This window comes from Wolbachia endosymbiont (group A) of Cephus spinipes (assembly GCF_964026895.1).
Taxonomy (GTDB): Bacteria; Pseudomonadota; Alphaproteobacteria; order Rickettsiales; family Anaplasmataceae; genus Wolbachia; species Wolbachia pipientis.
The window spans coordinates 258,558-281,710 of sequence record NZ_OZ034713.1 but is presented as its reverse complement, the minus strand read 5'-3'; the positions used below and the strand labels follow the sequence as shown (position 1 = coordinate 281,710).

Here is a 23,153-nt window from a genome sequence, read left to right as displayed (position 1 = left end):
TTTAAAAACGCTACTTAAACATTTTTTTTAATCGATTGATTTCATCAGCAAATTTTGAGTCGGTCTTTATAAAATTTTCTACTTGTTTTACTGCATGTATAACAGTAGCATGGTCTCTGCCACCAAAGTTTCTCCCAATATCTGGTAGGCTTTTTTGCGTAAATTTTTTGGCAAAATACATAGCTATTTGTCTTGGCCTTGCAAGACTGCGAAGCCTTCTATTGGATTGCATATCTGCAACCTTTATATTGAAAAATTCAGCTACTTTCTTTTGTATTTCTTCTATTGTGACTGACCTATGATTTGACCTAAGAAGATCGATTAGGGTTTCACTAGCTGATTCTACCGTCATACTTCTTCCAATTAATGAGGTATGGGTAACCTTATTTAATGCTCCTTCTAATTCTCTTATATTAGATTTTATGTTCCTTGCTAAAAACTCTAGGACATCTTTCGGAACATACATATTCATCTGCTCCACTTTTGCCTGCAATATACCAAGCCTTAATTCAAAAGTTGTTTCATTAATATCTGCCACCAACCCCCAACCGAGTCGTGATTTTATTCTTTCTTCCACTCCATCAAGATCACTAGGAGACCTATCAGCTGATATAACCAATTGTTTATTTTGGTCTATCAATGCATTGAAAGTGTGAAAAAATTCTTCTTGTGTACTATCTTTACCACTGATAAATTGCACATCATCTACCATCAATACATCTACTGATCTAAATTGCTCTTTAAATAACATAATATCTTTGCTTCGCAGCGCTGTAATATATTGGTACATGAATTTCTCTGCTGATAAATACACCACTTTTCTTTTTGCTGATGGGGAATTGACTATGTGCCAAGCTATAGCATGCATTAGATGTGTTTTACCAAGTCCCACTCCACCATATAGAAACAAAGGATTGCTGCCTAATATTGGATCTATAGATTCTGCCACACGCTTTGCCGCCGTAAATGCTAATTCATTTGGCTTTCCCACTACAAAATTATCAAAGGTGAACCTTGGATCCAGCGGCGAACCAAGATTATGATTACTTTCCTCTCTGTTTTTTAGTATAACATTAAAATTTGAATTCCTCTCCTCAATTACTTGAATATCAATAGAACGTATACTTTTATCTTCGCTTTGCCATAATGATAATATTTTTTTCATGTAATGAACTGTAATCCACTCTTTTATAAACCTTGTTGACACGGATAAAAGAACTTCCCCATTTCTGCTACTGACAAATTTTAGTGAACTCAGCCAGCTATTATATGTTGCTTCTCCATAAAGATTATAAAGACAATTTTGGATTTTTTCCCAAGTAACATTGTGATCCGTTACTGTAATAATCTGATCAAAAAACATAGTAGAAACCTTAGGGCTAGTTAAGTTCATATACCACACCAAGAAAAAAGCAATAATTAGAAAAATATAAGATAATCAATAGCCTACTGCAAAATGAAAAGCTAATACTACTTAATACATACTAAAAATTATGGTGATTTTTTGATGGGTTGTAAAGGGTATAAAAACATTAAAATTGATCATTTTTATTTCAAAAAAATGAAAAATTTGTAAATGTCGCTTGTATCGAGGATTAGAAGCATGCAAAAACAGTAATACATTATGTATAAATAAGATGTTAAATTTACTGGCAAATAAGTAAAGTATTCATATAAATATAGCTAACCTAATATAGATTTACTGAAGCAAATTTATGATTATATTAAGTAATTTGAGTTGTTATGCTGTATTAGGTATTGAACTAGAGTTTTACATTGAAGGAATAGAAAAAGAATACTTATTTCTGAATAGCATCAAAAATAAAATAGCATCTCTTGAATTTTCTTGCGAGAAGGAGAATTCTACACATCAGTATGAGATAAAAAGTGGTTGTTATACGAACTCCTACAATTTAATTAAGCATTTTGAGTTAGCAAAACAATCACTTACTGAAACAGCACAAAAACTAGGTGGGAATGTTTCTTTTAAAGCAAAGCCTTATTTGGATAGAGCAGGCAGTGCATTAAATGTGCATGTTAATCTCGTGAATTCAAATAACGGTAACTTATTTTATATCAATGAGCAAAAGTACAGTGACTATCTGATTCATAGTATTGGTGGATTATGTGCAATGATGAAAAAACATATGTTGTTTTTTGCTCCAAATGATGATTCATATTTAAGATTTCAGTATCCGGATATTCACACTCCAACTACGATTAGTTGGGGAGTAAATAACAGAACTGCTGCGATAAGAATTCCCTATTTTGGCAACGATTTCAAAAGATGCCGCCTAGAGCACCGCGTTCCCGGAGCAGATTGTGACCTTGAAAAAGTACTCACAGCAATAATTGAAGGTATGGTTTTTGGTATAGAGAACAAAATTGCTCCGCCAAATAGGGTCTACGGCATTGCATCTGATCCTCAATATGAGATGGAGAGGTTAATATAACAACTATCTATCAAATCCTAATCCGTTAAACCCCTTTTGGGTAATTGGCTGTTTTAGCATTTTTTTTACATCATTATCTACATTTTTGCACTGTAATAGCAAGTCTAAAGCAGATAGTTTCTGCGTGCTTTTAGATTCAAGCTCTAGATTGCTTAACACTTGCCCAGGAAGTGGATTACCAGGCACATCCATGTGCTCAGGAAGAGGTTTCATCTGATTCTTTATAGAGCTAGAGTTATTTTGTGTAAGAGTTTTATCATTTAGCATGCTAAGAATAATTTCCTCAGGCACTACCATAGTTTTTGTATAATCAACAGGATTACTATTTTCAGCATCTATAGTCACATGAATTGGTTCGCCAAACGCATTTATAGGACCACCAAGTGATCCTTTCTCCATGCGTTCTTGTGCTCTTTTCCTTATTATTTCTTCTTCTAACTCAGTTTCAGTTTTTTCTGGTTCTTTTGCGGTATCTTTTTCTTCACCTTCATCAACACTGCTATACCCTTCATCTTCTGAAACTTTCTCTCCTGAAACACCAGTAATTTCAGGCTGTTCTTTTTTAGTTCTTATTTTATGAATCAGCGAAAGTAATAAGTAAGTAACTGCAGCAGCAGAAACGATAATGGCTATCTTTGCGGCAATGTGGATTGCTGTTAAAAATATTAAAGCTGATAAAGCTCCAGCTAATCCAGACACAATAACTTTATTTTTGCCTTTTGTTATATTTAGAATTGCCACCATAATAACCTCTCAAATACTGTTCTAGAATTATTATACAGGAATTTTCTTATACTTGCAATTTTGCGAAAATTTTAATTATTTGCATAAAGTTTTAAAGCTACACAAGGATTAATTAATATGCAATGTATCTCGACTATAATATTGTACAAACACACATATTCAGCTAACATTCAACATGCAGAGCTTACTCATAGAGCGAAACAGGGCGGTGGTATTATTACTTATAGTAATTTTTATCTTCGGTTCATACGTTTATGTAAAAATGCCAAGGGAAAGCAATCCTGATATACAGATTCCTATAATCAGCGTGTTTGTTGGACTTCCTGGGATTTCTGCTCAAGATAGTGAAAAGCTATTAGTGCTTCCTATAGAAAATGAACTAAGATCCATCGAAGGTGTAAGAGAATTGAGAGCTTTTGCAACTAATGATGGTGCTCACATGATACTCGAATTTGGAACAGAGTATGATAATAAAGAAGTGCTCGATAATGTTCGTTCAAAGCTTTCAAACATAAAATCGAAGTTACCTGTTGAAGCGGAATCTCCGATAATCAATGAAATAAACTTGAGCTTATTTCCGATACTCAATGTCGGCTTAATTGGTAATTTGCCAGAAAGAGCCTTAACTGAAATAGCACGCAAGCTAAAGAAAGAAATAGAATCTCTGCCAAATGTTCTCAAAGTTGAAGTGGCGGGTATGCGTAAAGAAACAGTGGAAGTTATAATTGAGCCCACAGTTCTAACAAAATATAACATTCAATCAAACGAAATATTCCAAGCTATATCAAGCAATAATAGACTAGTGGGAGCTGGATCACTGGAAAATGACACCGGTAAATATTCGATTAAAATATCAGGATTACTAAAAGATATAGAAGATATTATGAATATTCCTATTAGATCTCAAGGCGATGCAGTTTTGAGAATAAAAGATATAGCAAAAGTATACCCTAGGTTTGAAGATCACCAAGGGTTTGCTCGCATTAATGGATTACCTAGTGTCGTGCTAGAAATTTCAAAACGTAACGGAAAAAACATAATAGACACAGTAAATCAAGTAAAATACTTAATGGATAAGGCAAAAGATCAATTACCTGAAAATTTAAAAGTGGTGTACTTAAACGACCAGTCAAAAAACGTCCGCGATGTGCTTGATGACTTGGAAAACGGCATAATATTTGCTGTGTTGTTAATATTGATCATAATGATGCTTTCTATGGGAACAAGGATTGCTATTCTTGTGGCACTCTCGATACCCGGTTCCTTTCTCATTGGGATAATAGCTCTTTACTTTATGGGTATAACCTTAAATATCGTTGTGCTCTTCAGTTTTATTATGGCTGTTGGCATGCTGGTTGATGATGCAATTGTGATCAGCGAATATGCCGATAGAAAGATGATCTGCGGAATGGGCAAAGTAGAAGCCTTTCACACTTCAGTTCGTGATATGTTTTATCCGGTCTTATCATCAACGTTAACTAAATTGGCAGTGTTTTTTCCTTTACTACTCTGGCCTGATACTGTGGGAAAATTCATGCAGTATATACCAATTACAATAATTTTAACTTTAACCGGATCGCTCATTATGGCTCTGGTTTTTATACCAACACTTGGTGCAATCTTTGGAAAGCCATCAGTAACTTCAAAGGAAGAAATTGAAAAAATGAATGCTATCGAAAGTGGTGAAATAAAAAATGCTGGGCCTATAATAAGAGCTTACGTACGAATGCTAGAGAAGGTTTTGGATCATCCTAAAAAATTCGTATGTGCTACTGTATTCGTTTTGTTTTCATTTAGTGTGCTGTACTTTACTTTTGGTCCTGGAGTAAAGTTTTTTCCGAAAGTGGATTCAGATAATATTTTAATCAGTGTTAAAGCAAAAGAAAGCTTATCAGCCAAAGCACGAGATCTGATACTCAAAGAAGTGGAAGAACGCATTTTGAGCATTGAAAAAGAAATTCATGTTTCTTATGCTAGATCAGGAGCATTTTCAGACAACGTTATCGCCAGAATACAACTAGAACTTATGGATTGGCGCTTCAGGCGCAAAGCTAAGCACATACTAAATGATATAAGGAGCAGTGTGCAAGACATGAAAGGAATAATAATTAATGTTCAAGAGGAAAAGCCAGGACCGTCGGCTGACAAGCCAATACAAATCAACCTCAGCGGGAGTGCATCCAGTTTGAATTTAGCAGCAGAGAAAATTCTAGAAATTATGAACCAACCTTCATCCGGGTTTATAAATATTCAAGATAGCAGATCAGCACCTGAAATAGAGTGGAATATGAGTGTTGATAAGAATAAGGCTACAAGCTCTGAAGTAAGTGTTGCAACCATTGGCGATTTTATAAAGATGGTTACAAATGGAGTGTTGATTGGAAAATATAGACCAAATAACACGGATGAAGAAATCGATATTGTACTCCGTTTCCCTGGAAAGGATCGCAACATGAAGACTATAGACAATCTTTTTATCAATACAGTTAATGGCCCGTATCCTATGAGCAATATAGTAAAATATGCTCCCGAAAAAAAGGTAAACAAACTAAACAGGATTGATGGATTACGCACAGTGACAATCTCTGCTGACGTTGATACTGGCTATCTTGTTGATGAAAGAGTAAAGTTCATTCAGAATTCTATTGCCCAGGATTGGGACAAGGGAGTAAAAATTGATTTTAAAGGCGACAAAGAAGATCAACAAAAATCAGGAGCATTTTTGTTAAAGGCTTTTATATTAGCGATTACACTAATGATATTGGTATTAGTGACACAGTTTAATAATGTATACCATACATTTATCGTAATGACAGCAGTGTTTTTATCCACAACATGTGTGTTTTTTGTTTTCTTTCTTATCCAACAAGTTTTCGTAGTTGTTATGTGTGGAGTGGGGATAATTGCTTTGGCAGGAATTATAGTAAATAATAACATACTATTGCTTGATGCCTTTCATCACCAAATTAAGGTACACAAAAATGACATCAAGCGATGTGTAATAAACGCTGCAATTTCTCGCGTTAGGCCAATATTGCTTACCGTTGCAACCACAGTTCTTGGTTTAATACCGATGATTACCAGGTTAAATATCAATTTTTTTACGCTACAAATCACATATGATGCTCCATCAAGCCAGTGGTGGGTTGACATTTCAACAACCATAGCAAGTGGAATATTGGCTGCAACGGTTTTAACTTTATTCTTTACTCCTGCGTTGCTTGTTATACAAAAACATGAAAAAACTTGACTTAAATTAGCAATCATTTAACATTTAAGATAGTGTTCTTTGCCCGTTGGAGCTATAATTATAACTAATTACATTGGATTTATTTATTATGATTGCTAATCGTAAAAGCAGTGTTAAGCAGAAAAGTAACAAGAATAACATAGTTGGAAGCCTTGATGTAATAAAAACAGCAGGAGAGCTTTCACTTCAAAAAGGTTTAGATTTTGATGTTGTAATAAAGGCACTAGAAAGTGCTATAGAAGCAGTGGCTCATCAAAAATATGGTAGCAAAAGTAAAATTGTAGTTGATATAGATAGAAACACAGGCAAAGTTACTTCATATAGAAAACTAAAAGTTATTGATGATGAATCAAATGAAAAAGAGAATACCGAGTGTGAATCAATTACGCTTACACAAGCTAAATTAATAAAAGGAGATGCAAAAGTTGGAGATACTGTTAGTGAATTACTCTCTCTTAACACTGATCTTGCTTCAGCAAGAATTGCCCAGCAAAAGATTGCTCAAATAATTAAAGATGAAGAGTCAAAAAAGCAATATGAGGAATTTAAAGATAAGGTGGGAGAAATAAGGTATGGTATTGTTAAACAAGTAGAATATTCAGATCTTATTATAGACATAAATGGCACTAGGGCATATCTTCCATTGCGAAATTTAACTGGTGGTGAATCATTTCGTGAAGGTGATAAGGTTAAAGCTTACATACAGACTGTTAAGCGCTCTGATGATGGACGTCAAATTATTCTTTCTAGGACTCATGAAGGCTTTTTGGAGGCATTATTAAATCAAGAAATACCAGAAATTGCTGACGGATTAGTGACAATTAAAGGTATAGCTAGAGATGCTGGTTCAAGGTCTAAGGTTGCCGTTTTCTCTCCCGACAAGAACATTGATCCAGTAGGTGCTTGTGTTGGAGTTAAGGGAGATAGAATAAAAACTATTATACACGAATTAAATGGTGAAAAAATTGACGTTATAAATTACTCCTCAGATTTGGGTCAATTTGTTATTAAAGCCATTACTCCTGCAGAAGTATCGAAGGTTATTATTGATGAAAATGAAAATTGCATAGAGTTAATAGTTGCTGAAGATCAATTGAGTTTAGCGATAGGAAAAAAGGGCCAGAATGTAAGATTAGCTTCAGAGCTTGTTGGATGGAAAATTGAGATATTAAGCACTCAGCAAGAATCAGAAAGGCGAAGTAAAGAACTTAGTCAATGTTCAGCTTTATTTGCTGAAGCTTTAAACTTAGAAGAGATTATGGGTCAGCTATTGGTAACAGAAGGTTTTTCAAGTGTAGAAGACATATCTAGCGCTTCAATTAAAGAGCTTGCTTCAATAGAGGGCTTTAATGAAGATATTGCAAACGAACTTCACAATAGAGCAAATAAGTACCTGAAAGCAGAAAATGATAGAAAAATAGAAGAGCTAAAAAGTTTAGGTATGGAGGATGATGTAATCAATTTAACTTTATCAATAGACAATAAAATTGCTCTTAGTAAGCATGATATTAAGACTTTAGAGGACATAGCAGATTTATCAAGTTATGAGTTTTGCAGCATACTCTCTTCCTCATCCGATAGCAAAGAAGATCTAAAAGATACAGTAGATTCAATAATCATAGAAGCACGTAAAAAGCTTGGATTAATATAATAAAATAATATGAATAATGAAGATATCAGTGATAAAAAATTAACGCTCCAAGGTTTAAGCAAGCTTAAATTAGACCTCAATTTAAACTCTTCAGCTAGCCCAAGTACTGGAGCTACAGTAGTAAAAAAAAGAAGAAAAAAATCTCATGATGCAGAAGAACATAATTTATTTGACGAGAGTAAATTAGGTTCTTTAACAGAGAAAGAACAAATTTTCCGCATTAATGCTGTGCAGAATGCTGCTTTGCTGAAAGAAAGAAATCAGAGAGAAGAAAAAGAGAAAACAGCAAAAGAAGACAGCAATAAAGAGATTGACGAGAAAAATGAAGCGGACGCTTTATCTAAGGAAATAAATAAGCAAGTTTTAAGTAATACCCACTTAGTTGAACCAAAAGAAGATAGTATTGACCATGAGGACAACGATAAAAAGTCTTTTAAAGTCAACAAAGATATATATTCTAAGCATTCTAAACTGGTAATTGCACAGGCAATAGATGAAAAAACTGAACAACCCCCTGTATTTAAGCAAAGGTTTGGTATAAGAGGTAGAAAGTCAAAGTTTACTAAGGGTAAAAATATATCAAGAGAAGTTATTATACCAGACAAAATAACTATCAGGGAGTTATCTATTCGCATGGCAGAAGATAGCAAGAGTGTGCTAAAAATGTTCAAAGAAGAAGTCGGTGAGAGTTATAGAGTAGATGATCTGGTGGATCCAGATATAGCATGTGAAATAGTGGAAAAATTTAATCATACGGCTAAACGAGTGAGCGATACCAACAGAGAAAAAGATTTATTTTTTATAGAAGGCAGAGAAAGCCTGCCTAAAAAACCTAAACCATCAATCGTCACTTTTATGGGACACGTCGATCATGGTAAAACCTCATTGCTCGATGCATTTCGTGAATCTAATGTTGCAGAAAGAGAGTCAGGTGGCATAACTCAACACATAGGTGCTTATCAAATAATAACAAAAGATAAGCAAAAAATTACTTTCATTGATACACCAGGACATGAAGCGTTCACTGCGATGCGTGCATGTGGTGCCAATATTACTAATATAGTTGTAATAGTAGTTGCAGCTGACGATGGAATCATGAAACAAACAGTTGAAGCAATAAATCATGCAAAAGCAGCAAATGTTTCTATTATAGTTGCTATTAATAAAATTGATAAATCTGAGCCTGGTGATGTGGAGAAAGTAATGAGTAGCTTACCTCAATATGATCTCATTCCTGAAGAGCTTGGTGGTGATGTTATGATTGTGCCAGTATCAGCAAAAAAGAAAACTAATTTAGATAAACTAGAAGAGACGATTTTGTTAATCGCTGAATTAATGAAGCTAGAAGCAATAGAAGATTGTCGAGCACTTGGATGGGTAATAGAATCCAAAATAGATAAAGCGAAAGGAATATCAGCTACATTGATAGTTGAGGAAGGAACGTTAAAGGTTGGTGATATATTGGTAGTTGGTACAACATACAGTAAAGTACGTAGTATGGTTAATCACCTTGGTCAAAGAGAAAAAGCAGCACTACCCTCCGCTCCAATTGAAATTACTGGTCTAAATGGTGTACCAAATGCTGGAGATAAATTTGTTGTTGTAAATTCTGAAAAGCAGGCGCGTGAAATTGTTGAATACAGGCTAGAGTTAATCAAGAAAAAGAAAGAAGATTTGGGCGACAATAATTTAGATATATTCAGTCGTAATAACAGCGAAACAGAAGAACTATCTGTAGTTTTAAAGTGCGATGTAACTGGTTCTATTGAAGCAATATCAAGTTCAATTGATAAACTCGGTAAAGACCAAGTGAAATTAAATATCCTACACAAAGCAGTAGGAGGGATAACAGATTCAGATGTGCTGCTTGCAGAAGCATCAAGTGCAGTAATTTTAGCTTTTAATGTAAAAGTGGACTCAAAAATAAGGGACTTGGCAAAACAAAAAGGTATAGAAATACATACTTATAACATAATATACGAGCTCATTGACGACATGAGAATGTATTTAACTAAAATGTTAAAGCCTGTTACACGAGAGGTTCGTGTTGGTTCTGCATCTGTAAGGCAAATATTTAATGTATCTAAAGCTGGTAATATCATTGGATGTTATGTAAGTGATGGAGTCATAAAAAAAGATTCTTTAATTAAGGTAGTGCGTGGTGGCAAATTGGTGCATGAAGGAAAGTTAAAAGCAATACGTAGATTTAAAGATGATGTTAAAGAAGTAGGTGTAAACTTTGAATGCGGAGTATCACTAGAGGGTAATATCGATATTAAAGTTGGAGATATTTTGGAAGCTTATCAATTAGTGCAAGAAGAAAGGGTGTTATAGTAGCTGGATATGAAAAAGGAAATTAGAAACCTAAAGATAGCATCGGTATTGCATAGAGCAATATCAAGAATTCTAATGGAAGGTAAGGTGTTCAATAAAAATGTAGCGGTATCTGACGTAAAATTAAGTAAAGATTTGAAAAAAGCAGATGTATATATTGTGTTATCTTCATTGAATATTCAAGTAGCTGACTACTTAGATCCAGAAAAAAGACGCACTGGAGATCCTTCTGAGAATAATTGTGATCTTAACACCGTTGTTAATGAAATGAACCAATCTGCATGGTCAATACGTAAATCTATACTGTGTTATGTTGATTTGCGATTTATACCTGAACTAGTTTTCAAGCCTGACTTAGCGTTCGATAATTTTGTTAATGTAAGCAAAATATTACATAATCACACTTAATTAATGCATTTCAATCGTTACTTTTCATTAATGAGGTTGCACAGTTTAACGGGTTTGTGGCTTGTGCTATTTCCCAGTTTGAGCGGTATTCTTTTAGCCTCAACTTCTCTATCGTATCAGGTTCTTTTTCTCCTTGTTTTGTTTACTATAGGTGCATTTTTAATGAGACCCGCAGGGTGCATAATCAATGATATCTTCGATAGAAAAATAGATGCGCACGTTGAACGAACAAAATATAGGCCACTTGCAAGTGGTGCATTAAACATAAAGCAGGCTTTAGCTTTACTTTCACTGCTACTGTCTATTGACCTGGTAATCTTATTATTAACTAATAAAACTACACTTATACTTGGAATAATCTCAATGTGTATGATAGCTACTTACCCTTTATTAAAGCGGTATGTTTGGTGGCCACAATTGTTCTTAGGGTTTACCTTCAATATGGGATCGCTCATGGGCTCAGCAGCAATAACAAACCAGATCAGTATAGAATCCTTGCTGTTTTATATAGGATGCGTCTTTTGGACACTTAGCTATGACACCATATACGCCCATCAAGATAAAAAAGATGATGAAAAACTCGGGATGAAATCTACCGCATTATATTTTGGTGATACAACAAAATCTTGGTTGAAAAGATTTTATTTAATATCTCTTATGACGTGGCTATATGCTGGTATTTTATCATCATTAAATAACATTTTTTATATTGCTCTACTTGCCGTAGGGTTCATATTTCACCGCCAATACAAAAATTTCAATCCTGACGATCCCAGTCAATGCATGTCCATATTTAAAAATAATTCCTACGTAGGGTTGCTTCTCTTTTTTGGCATCCTTTTAGATAGAATTATCACCTAGGTCTCAAGAGTTTTGGCTCTAATGAAGTCAATAAACTCAGGTACTCGCAGAAACGAAAATTGCTTGACACCCTTCGCCAGCCCTCTTATCATGAAACTGAAGCTATTGTATTTGCTTTCGCCAATCTGCAGATTAAAAGGTAAGGATTACTTAATGTATCGGCGTCTTATGTTCAATTTTTTGCAGTATATAGATACTGTATGTCTTTACAAAACTTCATCTACATCTAGATTTTTATCTAAATAAGCTGAACGCGCTTATAAAGCGTTACAAGACATCAAAAAATGCCAATACTCGACAGAGATAGTAAAAGACTAGCTAACTCGGGGATTCTTTGTCTTTTTTTCTGCTTAGTAAATTTCTTAAACATTTGCAGCGTAAGTTAGTTGCAATTAAAAGCGGCTGAATCTCGCTTGTCAAGCGTTTAAAACATAAAAAACGCCAATATTTTAAAGCGGATAATAACCCCAGGGCTTCTTTTGCCTTTTTTTTCATTTGGTAAATTTCTTAATATTTACAGCTAAACAACAACCGTCATCCCTAAGTATCCCGCTGCTTGTTAGCGGCTGAGATACCGCGAATGAATCGCGGTATGACGGTTCGCGGCAGGATGACGATAAGCTCGTCATCCCACTACTTGTTAGCGGCTAAGAGATACCGCGGCGGTATAGCTATAGGATGACAAAAAAAGGGCACTGTGACGAACTTAAATCACAATTATCAGTTAATGCTAATTACGGCATTATAAAAAACGCCAAACTTTTTTCTGCTTTTATGCAAGAAGTCTAGTCCATATATTCCTCCCACTTTTCCGTGACTTTTCTTACTATTTCCTCACTCATCTCAATTTTCTTTCCCCACTCTCGTTTGGTTTCAGGCGGGATTTTATTTGTCGCATCAAATCCCATTTTACCTCCAAGTCCACTTTCAGGGGAAGCAAAGTCTAAATAATCAATAGGTGCATTTTCTATCATGATTGTATCACGCACAGGGTCCATCCTCGTTGACATTGCCCACATCACTTCCTTCCAATCACGTATATTTATATCATCATCAACAACGATAATAAACTTCGTGTATAAAAATTGCTTTAGAAAGGAAAGTATGCCCATAACAATTCTTTTTGCCTGCCCTGGATAGGATTTTTTTATCGACACTACCGCTATTCTATATGAGCAACCTTCCGGTGGCAGATAAAAGTCCACTATCTCTGGAAATTGATTGATAAGAATGGGCACAAAAATTTCATTGAGTGCTTCACCAAGAATCGATGGTTCATCAGGTGGCTTGCCAGTGAAAGTGCTAAGATATATCGGGTTTTTACGCATAGTAATTGCAGTAATATTAAATTCAGGAAATTGCTCAACAGAATTATAGTAGCCGGTGTGATCTCCGTATGGCCCTTCGTCTTGATATCTATCCAAACTCACATAGCCTTCCAGAACGATTTCCGCGTGAGCTGGTACTTGAAGTGGAATAGTCCTACAATTTACCAGCTCAAGCGGCTTCTTTCGCAGCAGTCCAGCAAATTGGTATTCTGACAATGTTTCTGGCACTGGAGTTACTGCAGCAATAATCGTTGCAGGATCACTACCGATCACAGCAGCAGCAGGAAATTTCATATTTTGTTCCTTCTCTTTCCATCGTTTGTGGTGAGTTGCGCCACCTCTTTGTGCAAGCCAACGCATTAGTGTTGTTTTTTTATCTATAACCTGCATACGATATATTCCAAGATTAAAATTATCTTGCTTTTCTTTCGTGGGTCCTTTTGTTACCACAATCGGCCAGGTGATAAGTGGTGCAGGTTCATTTGGCCAGCATGTTTGAATGGGCAGTAGACTTAGGTCCACTTCATCTCCGGTTAGCACTACCTCTTGACATGGAGCCTTGCTCACGACTTTACTTCGCATCGATAACACGACTTTCAACAAAGGAAACATTTTTATAGCATCCTTAAAGTTTTTTGGCGGCTCAGGTGATTGCAAAAATGCTAAAAGTTTACCAAGATCTCTTAGTTCATCAGGATTTATGTTCAACCCCAATGCAATCCTCTTAATAGTACCAAATAAATTCACCAAAACTGGAATCGAATTTTTGCCATTTTCTGTGATAACATTTTCAAAAATGATCGCTGGCCCTTTGCTTGACAAAACTCTGCGATGAATTTCTGTCATTTCAAGAACTGTTGAAACTTCCTCCTTAATCCTAATCAGATCTTTTTTTTCTTCTAAGGCTTTGATGAAGTCGCGTAAGTTGTTGTACATATTCCAGTTTTTAAAATTTTAAGTTTATATCTAGTTTTCAAGCACTTTATTGAAATTTGACCTATGCACTGTCTAGCGAGCTTTCAGTTAATTTGAGATCAAATCTTCATATTGCTTACTAAGTTTGTATTTCCTTCCTCTATTGGAAAAATCTACAATCTTGATAAACCCCATTTCCACCCACTTTTTACAAAGTTGCGCACTAGTACGAGGCTTAAAATTAAATAGTTCGCCAACCTGACTAGCTGTAATAGCGGAAAACTCCTGGAAGAGCTCAAGAGCTTTGCGTTGTTTAGGATCAAGTTTACGTATAAGATCAGTCTGATCAGTGTGGTATTCTTCTTCATTTATACGTTGTAAAACGTTCTCAAATGAATTTGCCATACCTTCTACGAAATACTCCACCCACTTAGTGATATCTGCTTCAGCTCGTCCCATATAATAATTGTGCGATGGACCTACACTGATTGCCTCATAATAAGCTCCTAGATTCTTAGCATAATATTCTTCCAATGAATAAAGCCCTTTTAGGTCATATCCACCAAGGTATAAAATTAATGTAGTCAACAATCTTGCAGTACGACCATTACCGTCATAGTAAGGGTGAATTGTTACAAATTGATAATGAGCAATACCTGCAATAATTGGGCAAGGCACTTGCTCACTGTCACGAATCCAATCAATCATACTGCTCATGAGCTTTGGTACATCCTTTGCTTCAGGGGGCATATAAATTATTGCACGTGTACGGCTATCACGAATAACGTTTTGACCATCACGATAAGAGGTTGGCTTCACTTTAGATTTTCCACTCGCCATTACTAGGGCATGAAGCGTTTGAATGGCTTTCTCAGTAATAGGGATCGTTCTCGCTGCCCATTGTTCAACTTGGGTTAAAGCTGCATAATATCCTTTAACCTCATTTTCATCTCTCCTATATTTTGGAAAGTGGCTTTTACCACTTAAAACCTCTTCAATCTGTTTAGGCTCAAGTCGATTTCCTTCAATCATAGTAGAATAGTGTGTGGTATAAAGCCGTGCAGTTTCACGAAGGGACGAGAGCATCGATACAGTGAGTGGCAAATGTAACACTTTTTCTTTTGCTGCTTCAATCCTCATAAGGCAATTAGCAATTTTAGAAGTAATCGTATAATTTGGCATCGGCATAATATCTGCATTACATTACTTCTATATTATGCTGATAAAATGCAGATAATACAACATTTACACGACGCCGACCATAAACAGCAATAAATTCGGCTGATTGAGAAAGAAGTTTGTCTTGTAGAATAGCTATTTCTTTTTCTCTGCCAATTATTGGTTCACTCATATGTTTATTCCGCGGAGTTTGTTGAAATTATACACAGCGGAATAAAATTATCAACTTTGTTTTACCGCCATGTTTACAGCGCGGCGGTAAAAGATAGAGCATCTCATAATTGGCTATTCTGGGGGTAGTTTGGTCACCTACATTATCAAGTCTTCTGATGAACTTTGTGACAATATACCTAATCATTGTACGTAAAGTTTGTATTCGAGGCAAAACTGACTATAAAATACACTTGATATAAATGTTTTTATATATTAACATTAGATGCTTCTTTTAATATATAGATAAATGTGTACTAAAAGTTTTATATTGTAGGTTCTTTAATAAGTATATGTCTAGAATATCGTTTTTATTGATTCTTATACTGGCAGTAGCAAGTTTACCAGTAATAAACAATTGGCTTTCACACCGCGGTCAAACCCTAACCGATGACCAAATAAGTACGAGATTAGATGATTATATCAGTAGAAATTTTGATAAGATCGTAAAAACTCTCAAAGAGGAGTCGATTAAAAGTAGTTACGCTGCTCGAGATAACGCGACTAAAGGTAAAATTTTACAGTACAAAAATGAAATATTCGACTCCGCTTATCCTTACTCAGGAAATGAAAATAGTAGTGTTATAGCTGTAGGCTTCTTTGACTATTCTTGTGGATATTGCAAAGCTATGAAGAATGATATAAAGCAGTTAATTAACGACGGTAAAATTAAGTATATCTTTAGGGATGCTCCAATACTTGGTAATGACTCTTTAAGGGCAGCAAAAAGCGCTTTAGCTGTTTACTTTATTGATAAAGAAAAATATTTCGATTTTCACTATTCTGCTTTAAGTCACAAAGGAGGATTTTCAGACGAAAGCATATTGGATATAGTGAAAAGCATAGGGATTGATGAGGACGATTTTAATGATTCCATAAAAGATAACGCGGACAAAATTGAGCAAATGATAAACAACAGTAGGCTTCTAGTAAGAGATTTGGGAGTAGGTGGTACACCTTTTTTAATAATTGGGGATAGTCTGTTTGTAGGAGCAACTGATTTAAATATACTACGCAAAAAAGTAGATGAATTAAGTCACAAGCAAGGCTAGTTTCAATTTGCCATAAAATTTTATTTTTTTTTGCTTGACAACTCAAATGAACCTGAGTATAGTAACTGTGGGTGTGATAAGTAACGGCACGTAGAAGTGACACAGTAGCTCAAGAAAAGCAGGTGATGCCTATAGTCAAGCATAACCTCAGCCTGCAAAGATTGACTAATCCATTAAAAAGTGTTAAACTCAATATATAATTACCATTCTGGAGTTACAATATGAAAGAACCTAATTATACAAGAGAACCAATTGCTCTTTTTCGACAAATCAAAGAAAAGAAAAAATCAAGTAATTTATTGCATAATTTAAAGAGTGCTTATTCTAAAAAACTAAAGATAGGGGCTGCTCTAAAGACAGGGGATTGCTTTTTTGACTCCGTGGCTCAAGGGTTGAATGAGTTAAAACCTGGTCATCGTTTTACCGCAAAATCATTAAGAAAAGATTGTGCAGATTATGCTGAAAACAAAAAGGACTCACGATGGGTTTTTGATGAAATAACAAAAAATATTGCTGAAGGATATGCTGTACCTATGATAGGTTCAAATGGAAATGTAATGAAAGATAACCAGAACAATATTATACCAGACAATATTGCATCTTTTGATAGATATTTAAAAGATATTAGAAGTATGGCTACAGAAGCTAGCCTACCTATATGGGGTCGCCCAGGGATTGAAGGGAGAATGATATGTGATAAGTATGAAGTGGAGCTTGATATTTATTCAATAGAGGAAGATAGTCAAAAAGTTACAGTAACTAAAATTACAGCACATGATGATGATCTAGAAGTTTTTATACAAGGTGTGAATCTTGATCAATTAAAGATAGATAATAGTAAAAAAACTGTAGGAGTAGTGAATTACATGCAACATTTTGTACCACTCCTTAGTGGAATTTCTGAAGATATAAAAGAAGATCAACAAGTTTCTAGTGAAGCAATTCTTGGCACAGGTAAAAGAGTTCCTACTTCTGATCAATCAGAGAAAGAAGTACAACAAGAAATAATTAATATCAGTACTAGTGCGACTGTTTATACGGATAAAGAAATCCCTTTTTCTCATCAACTAGAGCAAAAAACACGACAAGAAGGAATTAATGCCAGCGCTAGTGCGACTGTTTATACGGATAGAGAAATTCCTACTTCTAATCAATCAGAGCAAAAAGTACAACAAGAAATAATTAATACCAACACTAGTGCGCCGGTTTTACAAATTTACACAGATAAAAAAATCCCTTCCTCTCATCAGCAAGAACAAAAAACACAACAAAAAGAAATACAAAAAAAATTAATCAATAGTTACAGGAAAGAGGCTATTTATGTAATAGCTACTGTAATAACAGCTATAGCATTCACAGCATCTGCTATAGCTGCTATCATTACTCAAGCAATTCCTTTTGCATGTCTTGCTGGAACTGCTTTAGTCGCTGCATGTGTTTGTGTATATCAATTAACGCAGAGTCATAAAGACATTAACGAACTGAAAAGCGAGTTAGGAAAAGGTCAAGAAGATAATGCCCACACTTTCTTAGAGAAGGTGGGATTAAAAATGCACGATCTTATTAATAAAGCAATTTCAAAAGTTTAAGATTTTTCCTACTTTATCTACATCAACTCAACTTTATTTCTACAGGAGGGTATATGTCATTCACAGAAATTAGATTTCCAGAAAATATATCTTATGGTTCCGCTGGAGGACCGGAATTTTCCACTGACGTTGTAACAACTCATAACGGTTGTGAACAGCGCAACATCAATTGGTCTCATGCACGCACTAGATACAACATAGCTTACGGGGTCAGATCAAACGAGCAGCTACTAGAACTAATAACATTTTTTCATGCACGAAAAGGTAAAGCAATAGGGTTTCGTTTTAAGGATTGGTCGGATTTTATAGCCATCAACCAAGAGATTGGTATAGGAGATAACAAAAAAACGACTTTTCAGCTAATCAAAACTTATGTAAGTGGGGAAGATAAGCATATACGTATGATCAAAAAGCCAGTACATGGGACAGTAAAGATTTATTTAAATGGTAAAGAAGAGAGTGAATATTCAGTAAATTATTCAACGGGAGAAATAACATTCATGAAACCGCCAGTAAAAGATGCAATAATCACTGCGAGCTTCGAATTTGATGTGCCCGTGCGCTTTGATACAGATTACTTAAACGCTTCTATTGATGACTATGGAAGCAATAGCTGGAATAACATTCCACTAATAGAGGTGAAATTTTAGCTGTAAGCGAGCATAGATCTACATCATAGTAGGGCTACTAGTCACCATCAATTAAAAAAGTTAAGCACCACTGAGGCTCTATATTTAAATGAGCCTTAGTATATGCAATTATTTTAAACTTTATCACCAGCTATATACTACAATGTTGCTGAGCTTTGCTAACATTTACACTTGAAGCTTGGGGAGATTCTAGCTTAGTGCTTTCTCCTTCCTGCAAAATAGAAAGCTTCAACAATTCCTTTAGAGTTGATTTTGCAAGTGTTGTATCATCTTTGTTTAAGATGTAGTCTAGCATGTTGTTTTTCTGTAAGCGATTAACAAAATATCTATCTTCCTCATTAAGAACCTCTATCTTGTTAATACAAGATAATACTAAATCCGAATTCTTTGTTGCTAAAATTCCATTCAAAAAGATATCTAATTTTGTTTTGTCTTCAGTCAAGTCTCTAGCTAACCTATTTCTGATGTTATCATTATCAAGCACAGTGTACTCGAGGTACGAGCAAGGCTCAATAAGTATAAAGTCCTCTAAAGGCACTAGTTCTGGATAGGTGCCAGCGTAATCAAGTATGCCACACTCAGTAATACACCCTCCTTTTCTTATAACACAGCAATTGAGACGACCATGATACATTGATAACAAAGAAAAAAGACGTATTATACTTGTACCTCTATCTTTCATTTCCTCGAAAAGCTTCCTATCATTTATTAATTTGTGCAAAATGTAATCCATAGCAGGACCTGGTTTGCGGAAATGAAACATATTATTCTCTTCAAAAATGGCCTCAGCTAATTCGATAGATTTTTTATCCTCATCTACGAAAGCTTTTTCATTTCTATTTAACTGTATGATCTCAGCTTTGCTATCTCTGCGTAGACCAGTTCTCCTTATTAACATCTCAAATATTTTTGTATTCATATATATCCTATATTAGTTAAAGTAAATATTAATAATGTTTACTTTTTAAATAAAAATAAATGAAAATTTTAATAAAAATTATTTTTTTTTAATAGAATAAAAATCTTTTATATTTGCTTGAGTACCAAAAGGGCTTTATTGGTGTAATGCGTTTTCTATTGCGCCTGGCTGCAGCGCGTGATGCAACCGGATTCAAGTGTCAGCTACTTTTATAGCACCACTTCTGCTTCAATAACTGTAAATACTAAGCGATCTGTCTTAAAATCTCCTCTTGTTGCTGAGCATGGACACTAGCATAACCACATGCAGGAGATGCAGCAGCAGGTCTCGCGATACACTTAGGTCTTTTTGCTTGAATATCGAGATTGGACAACACTTCTTCTATCAATGGGTTGACAAAAAACCATCCTCCCATATTTTTTGGTTCTTCTTGACACCATATAATTTCAGCGTTTTTGTACTTTTCAAGTTCATTACTTAGTTTATCTGCAGGAAACGGATAGAATTGTTCTAAACGTATCACTGCTATATCGTTTATTTTTTGTGTTTCAAGCATTTCAATTATATCGTAATAAACTTTACCGCTGCATATTACAACTTTTCGTACTTTATCACTTGAAACTAAACCTTTTCTACATTCTGGAATCACCGTGAGGAATTTTCCTTCAAAATCGGATAGGTTAGAAACTGCTCTTTTATGACGCAGTAGTGATTTAGGTGTAAACACTACTAAAGGCTTGCGAAAGTCTCTATGCATTTGTCTCCGTAAGACATGGAAGTAATTCGCCGGAGTGGAACAATTAACTACCTGCATATTATCCTCTGCGCAGAGTTGCAAAAATCTCTCTATACGTGCGGAGCTATGCTCAGGTCCCTGTCCTTCATAACCATGAGGCAGCAATAAAACTAGACCGCTTGATCGCAACCACTTTGTTTCTGCAGATGCGATAAACTGGTCGATCATAATTTGTGCACCATTTGCAAAATCACCAAATTGCCCTTCCCAGAGCACCAGTGAATACGGGGAATCAAGACTATATCCATATTCAAAGCCCATTACAGCATACTCTGATAAAGCGCTATCTATGACCTCAAAGTGAGCTTGCTTTTCATTTATATTGTTTAGCGGAATAAACGCTTCTTCTGTTACCTGATCAACAAGCCTTGAATGACGGTGCGAGAAAGTTCCACGACCAGAGTCTTGTCCTGATAAACGCACTCCTATTCCTTCTGTGAGCAGTGATGCAAACGCAAGACTTTCGGCAGTTGCCCAGTCTATATTACTACCGGAATTTATGCTGTCTATTCTGCCATCAAGTATTTTTCTAACCTTATTGTTAATATTAAAGCTACTTGGGATGTTGCTATTTATATGTACACCTAATTTTTTCAACTCATCTGGCGGAACACCAGAATCCGTGTAGTATTCGCTCAAATCGTTCAACTTTGCTCTTCTTAATTTTGACCACACTCCACCGAACCAGTCAGCTTTTTTTGGAGTATAAGCCGCTGATTCAGCAAGACTTTTATCTAATTTTGCCCTGAACTCACTGCGCAATTTATTTACCTCATCACCACTTAATACTTTCTCTGCGATCAACTTCTCTTCATACAGTGTTCCTGGAGTTTTATGCTTTGATATTACCTTATACATGAGTGGCTGAGTGAAATTCGGTTCATCACCTTCATTATGGCCATATTTGCGGTAACATATTATGTCAATCACTACGTCCTTTTTAAATTTCTGCCTATATTCCATCGCCAGACTTGTAGCAAAACTCACAGCTTCTGGGTTATCTCCATTAACGTGAAACACTGGAGCTTCTATTGATTTTGCTACATCAGTACAGTAAAAAGAGGATCGCGCACAACACGGATTAGCAGTAAAACCAACTTGGTTATTAATAACAATGTGCACAATGCCATCTACCTTATAACCTTCAATATTGCTTAAGGTTAGAGTTTCAGCAACCACTCCTTGGCCGATGAAAGCCGCATCACCATGAATTGATATGCCAAGCACAGATCTTATATTCTGTTTTGCTCTTATTCTTCCAGCCAAAACCGGATTTACCGCTTCAAGGTGAGATGGATTAGGGCATAAACTTAAATGTATTTTCTTACCACTGGCAAGTGTTTGATCAGAAGAGTAACCAAGGTGATATTTAACATCACCGGACACCTCAAGACCACCTGGATATGCAAGATTGCCTTGAAATTCAGATAGCATTGCCGCATATTCTTTGCCCATAACTTTGGTTAGAATATTGAGTCGTCCGCGGTGAGCCATGCCAAGAACTATTTCTTCAATACTAAAAGCTGCAGAATCACTAATGATTCTCTCAATTGCAACGATAGCTGATTCCCCACCTTCGATAGAAAAACGTTTATATCCAGGAAATTTCATATGGAGAAATTGCTCGAACATCTCAGATTCAATTAAGTGCCTCAGTATTTCCTTTTTATCTTGTGAACTCAGCGTATAGGTTTGATTTTCGATCTTTTCCTGCAGCCACATCCTCTCCTCATAAGAGGAGATATGCATAAATTCAAAACCGATGTTCTTGCAGTAAATATCTCTATAGATTCCAGCGTCACTTGCCGGATATAGATTCGAATATTTCTGATAATCTACTTCCTTATTCACATTGGGTGATAACGGATTAAGATCCGCAAAAAAATGACCGTAAGATCTGAAAAAATTTGCTAAACTAGAAACTGAATCATCCACCTTAGTTACATGTTGTGCACCGCAGGTCTCCGCTTTATTAACTTCTAAATTGCTTGAAAAAATTCTATACCAATCCTCCCCGATTGATTTATCACCCTGCAAATAACGGCTATACATTTCTTCCACAAATTCTGCATTATCACCATAAAGGCAGCTTAAACTCGACATAATCACTATAAAAAGTATCAAATACTTATAAGTATAACTTAAGTTTTTTAAAAAAGAACTTTTTTAGTTTCTATACGTCATACCGCGATTCATTCGCAGTATCTCTTAGCCGCTAACAAGCAGCGGGATGACGAATTACTTAACCATCATCTACACCGTCATACCGCGATTCATTCGCGGTATCTCAAAGCATAGATCCCTTACTTAACCGTCATACCTTAACATAGATCCCGCTAACAAGCAGCGGGATGACGAGCTTATCGTCACGCCGCCACGAACCGTCATACCGCGATTCATTCGCGGTATCTCAAAGCATAGATCCCGCTAACACGTAGCGGGATGACGATTGTCGTTTAGCTATAAATATTAAGAAATTTACCAAATAAAAAAAAGGCAAAAGAAGCCCCGTGGTTGGCTAATTACTTACATTATACTTTCAAGTATGGCGTTTTTTTATTCTAAACGCTTAATAACCTCGATTTAGCTGCTTTTTAATGCAACTAACCTTTAGTCATAAATGTTTAAGAAATTTACTAAACAGAAAAAAAGGCAAAAGAAACCCTAGGGTAGCTAATTATTCACTATCCATTTTTTAAGTTGGCGTTTTTTGATGTTTTAAATGCTTTATAAGCGTATTTCAGCTTGTATAGGTAAAAACCTAGAAATTTGATAAAGACATAGAGTGCACATAGTACAAAAAATTAAACATGA

16 protein-coding genes are annotated in these 23,153 nt (G+C 35.4%); 9 read left to right on the top strand and 7 right to left on the bottom strand.

Annotated elements, in window-relative coordinates; all coding sequences use genetic code 11:
• Positions 1-10: 10 nt before the first annotated feature.
• Complete coding sequence (gene dnaA, locus AAGD59_RS01365) at positions 11-1,393, bottom strand: chromosomal replication initiator protein DnaA (protein ID WP_010962298.1); 1,383 nt, start codon at positions 1,391-1,393, stop codon at positions 11-13.
• A 322-nt stretch (positions 1,394-1,715) separates the two neighbouring features.
• On the opposite strand from dnaA, the gene AAGD59_RS01360 reads away from it, so the two are divergent.
• The gene (locus AAGD59_RS01360; RefSeq protein WP_015589514.1) at positions 1,716-2,453 is read left to right on the top strand and encodes a glutamine synthetase; all 738 of its coding nucleotides are present in this window, start codon (positions 1,716-1,718) and stop codon (positions 2,451-2,453) included.
• A gap of 3 nt (positions 2,454-2,456) precedes the next feature.
• Here AAGD59_RS01360 and AAGD59_RS01355 read toward each other — a convergent pair whose 3' ends face one another.
• Positions 2,457-3,197 carry a hypothetical protein gene (locus AAGD59_RS01355; RefSeq protein WP_015589513.1) on the bottom strand — a complete coding sequence of 247 codons (741 nt, stop codon included), beginning with the start codon at positions 3,195-3,197 and terminating at the stop codon, positions 2,457-2,459.
• Between the two features lie 175 nt (positions 3,198-3,372).
• Between AAGD59_RS01355 and AAGD59_RS01350 the strand changes: the two genes are divergently transcribed.
• The 5 genes from AAGD59_RS01350 to ubiA all read left to right on the top strand — a co-directional run bounded on the left by AAGD59_RS01350 (position 3,373) and on the right by ubiA (position 11,701).
• Positions 3,373-6,447 (top strand): efflux RND transporter permease subunit, encoded by a 3,075-nt coding sequence (locus AAGD59_RS01350; RefSeq protein ID WP_265027921.1) that lies wholly within the window; start codon positions 3,373-3,375, stop codon positions 6,445-6,447.
• Between the two features lie 88 nt (positions 6,448-6,535).
• Positions 6,536-8,098, top strand: a complete 1,563-nt coding sequence (gene nusA, locus AAGD59_RS01345) for a transcription termination factor NusA (protein WP_015589511.1) — start codon at positions 6,536-6,538, stop codon at positions 8,096-8,098.
• 9 nt (positions 8,099-8,107) lie between these two features.
• Positions 8,108-10,432 (top strand): translation initiation factor IF-2, encoded by a 2,325-nt coding sequence (infB, locus tag AAGD59_RS01340; RefSeq protein WP_265027920.1) that lies wholly within the window; start codon positions 8,108-8,110, stop codon positions 10,430-10,432.
• A gap of 9 nt (positions 10,433-10,441) precedes the next feature.
• Positions 10,442-10,840 carry a ribosome-binding factor A gene (locus AAGD59_RS01335; protein WP_015589509.1) on the top strand — a complete coding sequence of 133 codons (399 nt, stop codon included), beginning with the start codon at positions 10,442-10,444 and terminating at the stop codon, positions 10,838-10,840.
• Between the two features lie 3 nt (positions 10,841-10,843).
• Positions 10,844-11,701 carry a 4-hydroxybenzoate octaprenyltransferase gene (gene ubiA, locus AAGD59_RS01330; RefSeq protein WP_015589508.1) on the top strand — a complete coding sequence of 286 codons (858 nt, stop codon included), beginning with the start codon at positions 10,844-10,846 and terminating at the stop codon, positions 11,699-11,701.
• Between the two features lie 785 nt (positions 11,702-12,486).
• Here the strand turns inward: ubiA and AAGD59_RS01325 are convergent.
• The 3 genes from AAGD59_RS01325 to AAGD59_RS01315 all read right to left on the bottom strand — a co-directional run bounded on the left by AAGD59_RS01325 (position 12,487) and on the right by AAGD59_RS01315 (position 15,295).
• On the bottom strand, positions 12,487-13,965 hold the full coding sequence (locus AAGD59_RS01325; protein ID WP_015589507.1) for a UbiD family decarboxylase: 1,479 nt from the start codon (positions 13,963-13,965) through the stop codon (positions 12,487-12,489).
• 87 nt (positions 13,966-14,052) lie between these two features.
• Complete coding sequence (locus AAGD59_RS01320; protein ID WP_341812936.1) at positions 14,053-15,132, bottom strand: Fic family protein; 1,080 nt, start codon at positions 15,130-15,132, stop codon at positions 14,053-14,055.
• A 10-nt stretch (positions 15,133-15,142) separates the two neighbouring features.
• Positions 15,143-15,295 carry a hypothetical protein gene (locus AAGD59_RS01315; RefSeq protein WP_007548541.1) on the bottom strand — a complete coding sequence of 51 codons (153 nt, stop codon included), beginning with the start codon at positions 15,293-15,295 and terminating at the stop codon, positions 15,143-15,145.
• A gap of 331 nt (positions 15,296-15,626) precedes the next feature.
• Between AAGD59_RS01315 and AAGD59_RS01310 the strand changes: the two genes are divergently transcribed.
• From AAGD59_RS01310 to AAGD59_RS01300, 3 genes are all read left to right on the top strand, one after another.
• The gene (locus AAGD59_RS01310; protein WP_015589505.1) at positions 15,627-16,385 is read left to right on the top strand and encodes a DsbA family protein; all 759 of its coding nucleotides are present in this window, start codon (positions 15,627-15,629) and stop codon (positions 16,383-16,385) included.
• Between the two features lie 221 nt (positions 16,386-16,606).
• Positions 16,607-17,974: a hypothetical protein gene (locus AAGD59_RS01305; protein WP_255498570.1), complete on the top strand. Its 1,368-nt coding sequence runs from the start codon at positions 16,607-16,609 to the stop codon at positions 17,972-17,974.
• A 53-nt stretch (positions 17,975-18,027) separates the two neighbouring features.
• Positions 18,028-18,624 carry a TIGR02217 family protein gene (locus AAGD59_RS01300; RefSeq protein WP_141456846.1) on the top strand — a complete coding sequence of 199 codons (597 nt, stop codon included), beginning with the start codon at positions 18,028-18,030 and terminating at the stop codon, positions 18,622-18,624.
• 130 nt (positions 18,625-18,754) lie between these two features.
• Here AAGD59_RS01300 and AAGD59_RS01295 read toward each other — a convergent pair whose 3' ends face one another.
• On the bottom strand, positions 18,755-19,543 hold the full coding sequence (locus tag AAGD59_RS01295; protein ID WP_015589502.1) for a hypothetical protein: 789 nt from the start codon (positions 19,541-19,543) through the stop codon (positions 18,755-18,757).
• Positions 19,544-19,787: 244 nt separating this feature from the next.
• Positions 19,788-22,442 carry a 2-oxoglutarate dehydrogenase E1 component gene (locus AAGD59_RS01290; protein WP_141456848.1) on the bottom strand — a complete coding sequence of 885 codons (2,655 nt, stop codon included), beginning with the start codon at positions 22,440-22,442 and terminating at the stop codon, positions 19,788-19,790.
• Between the last annotated feature and the right edge of the window lie 711 nt (positions 22,443-23,153).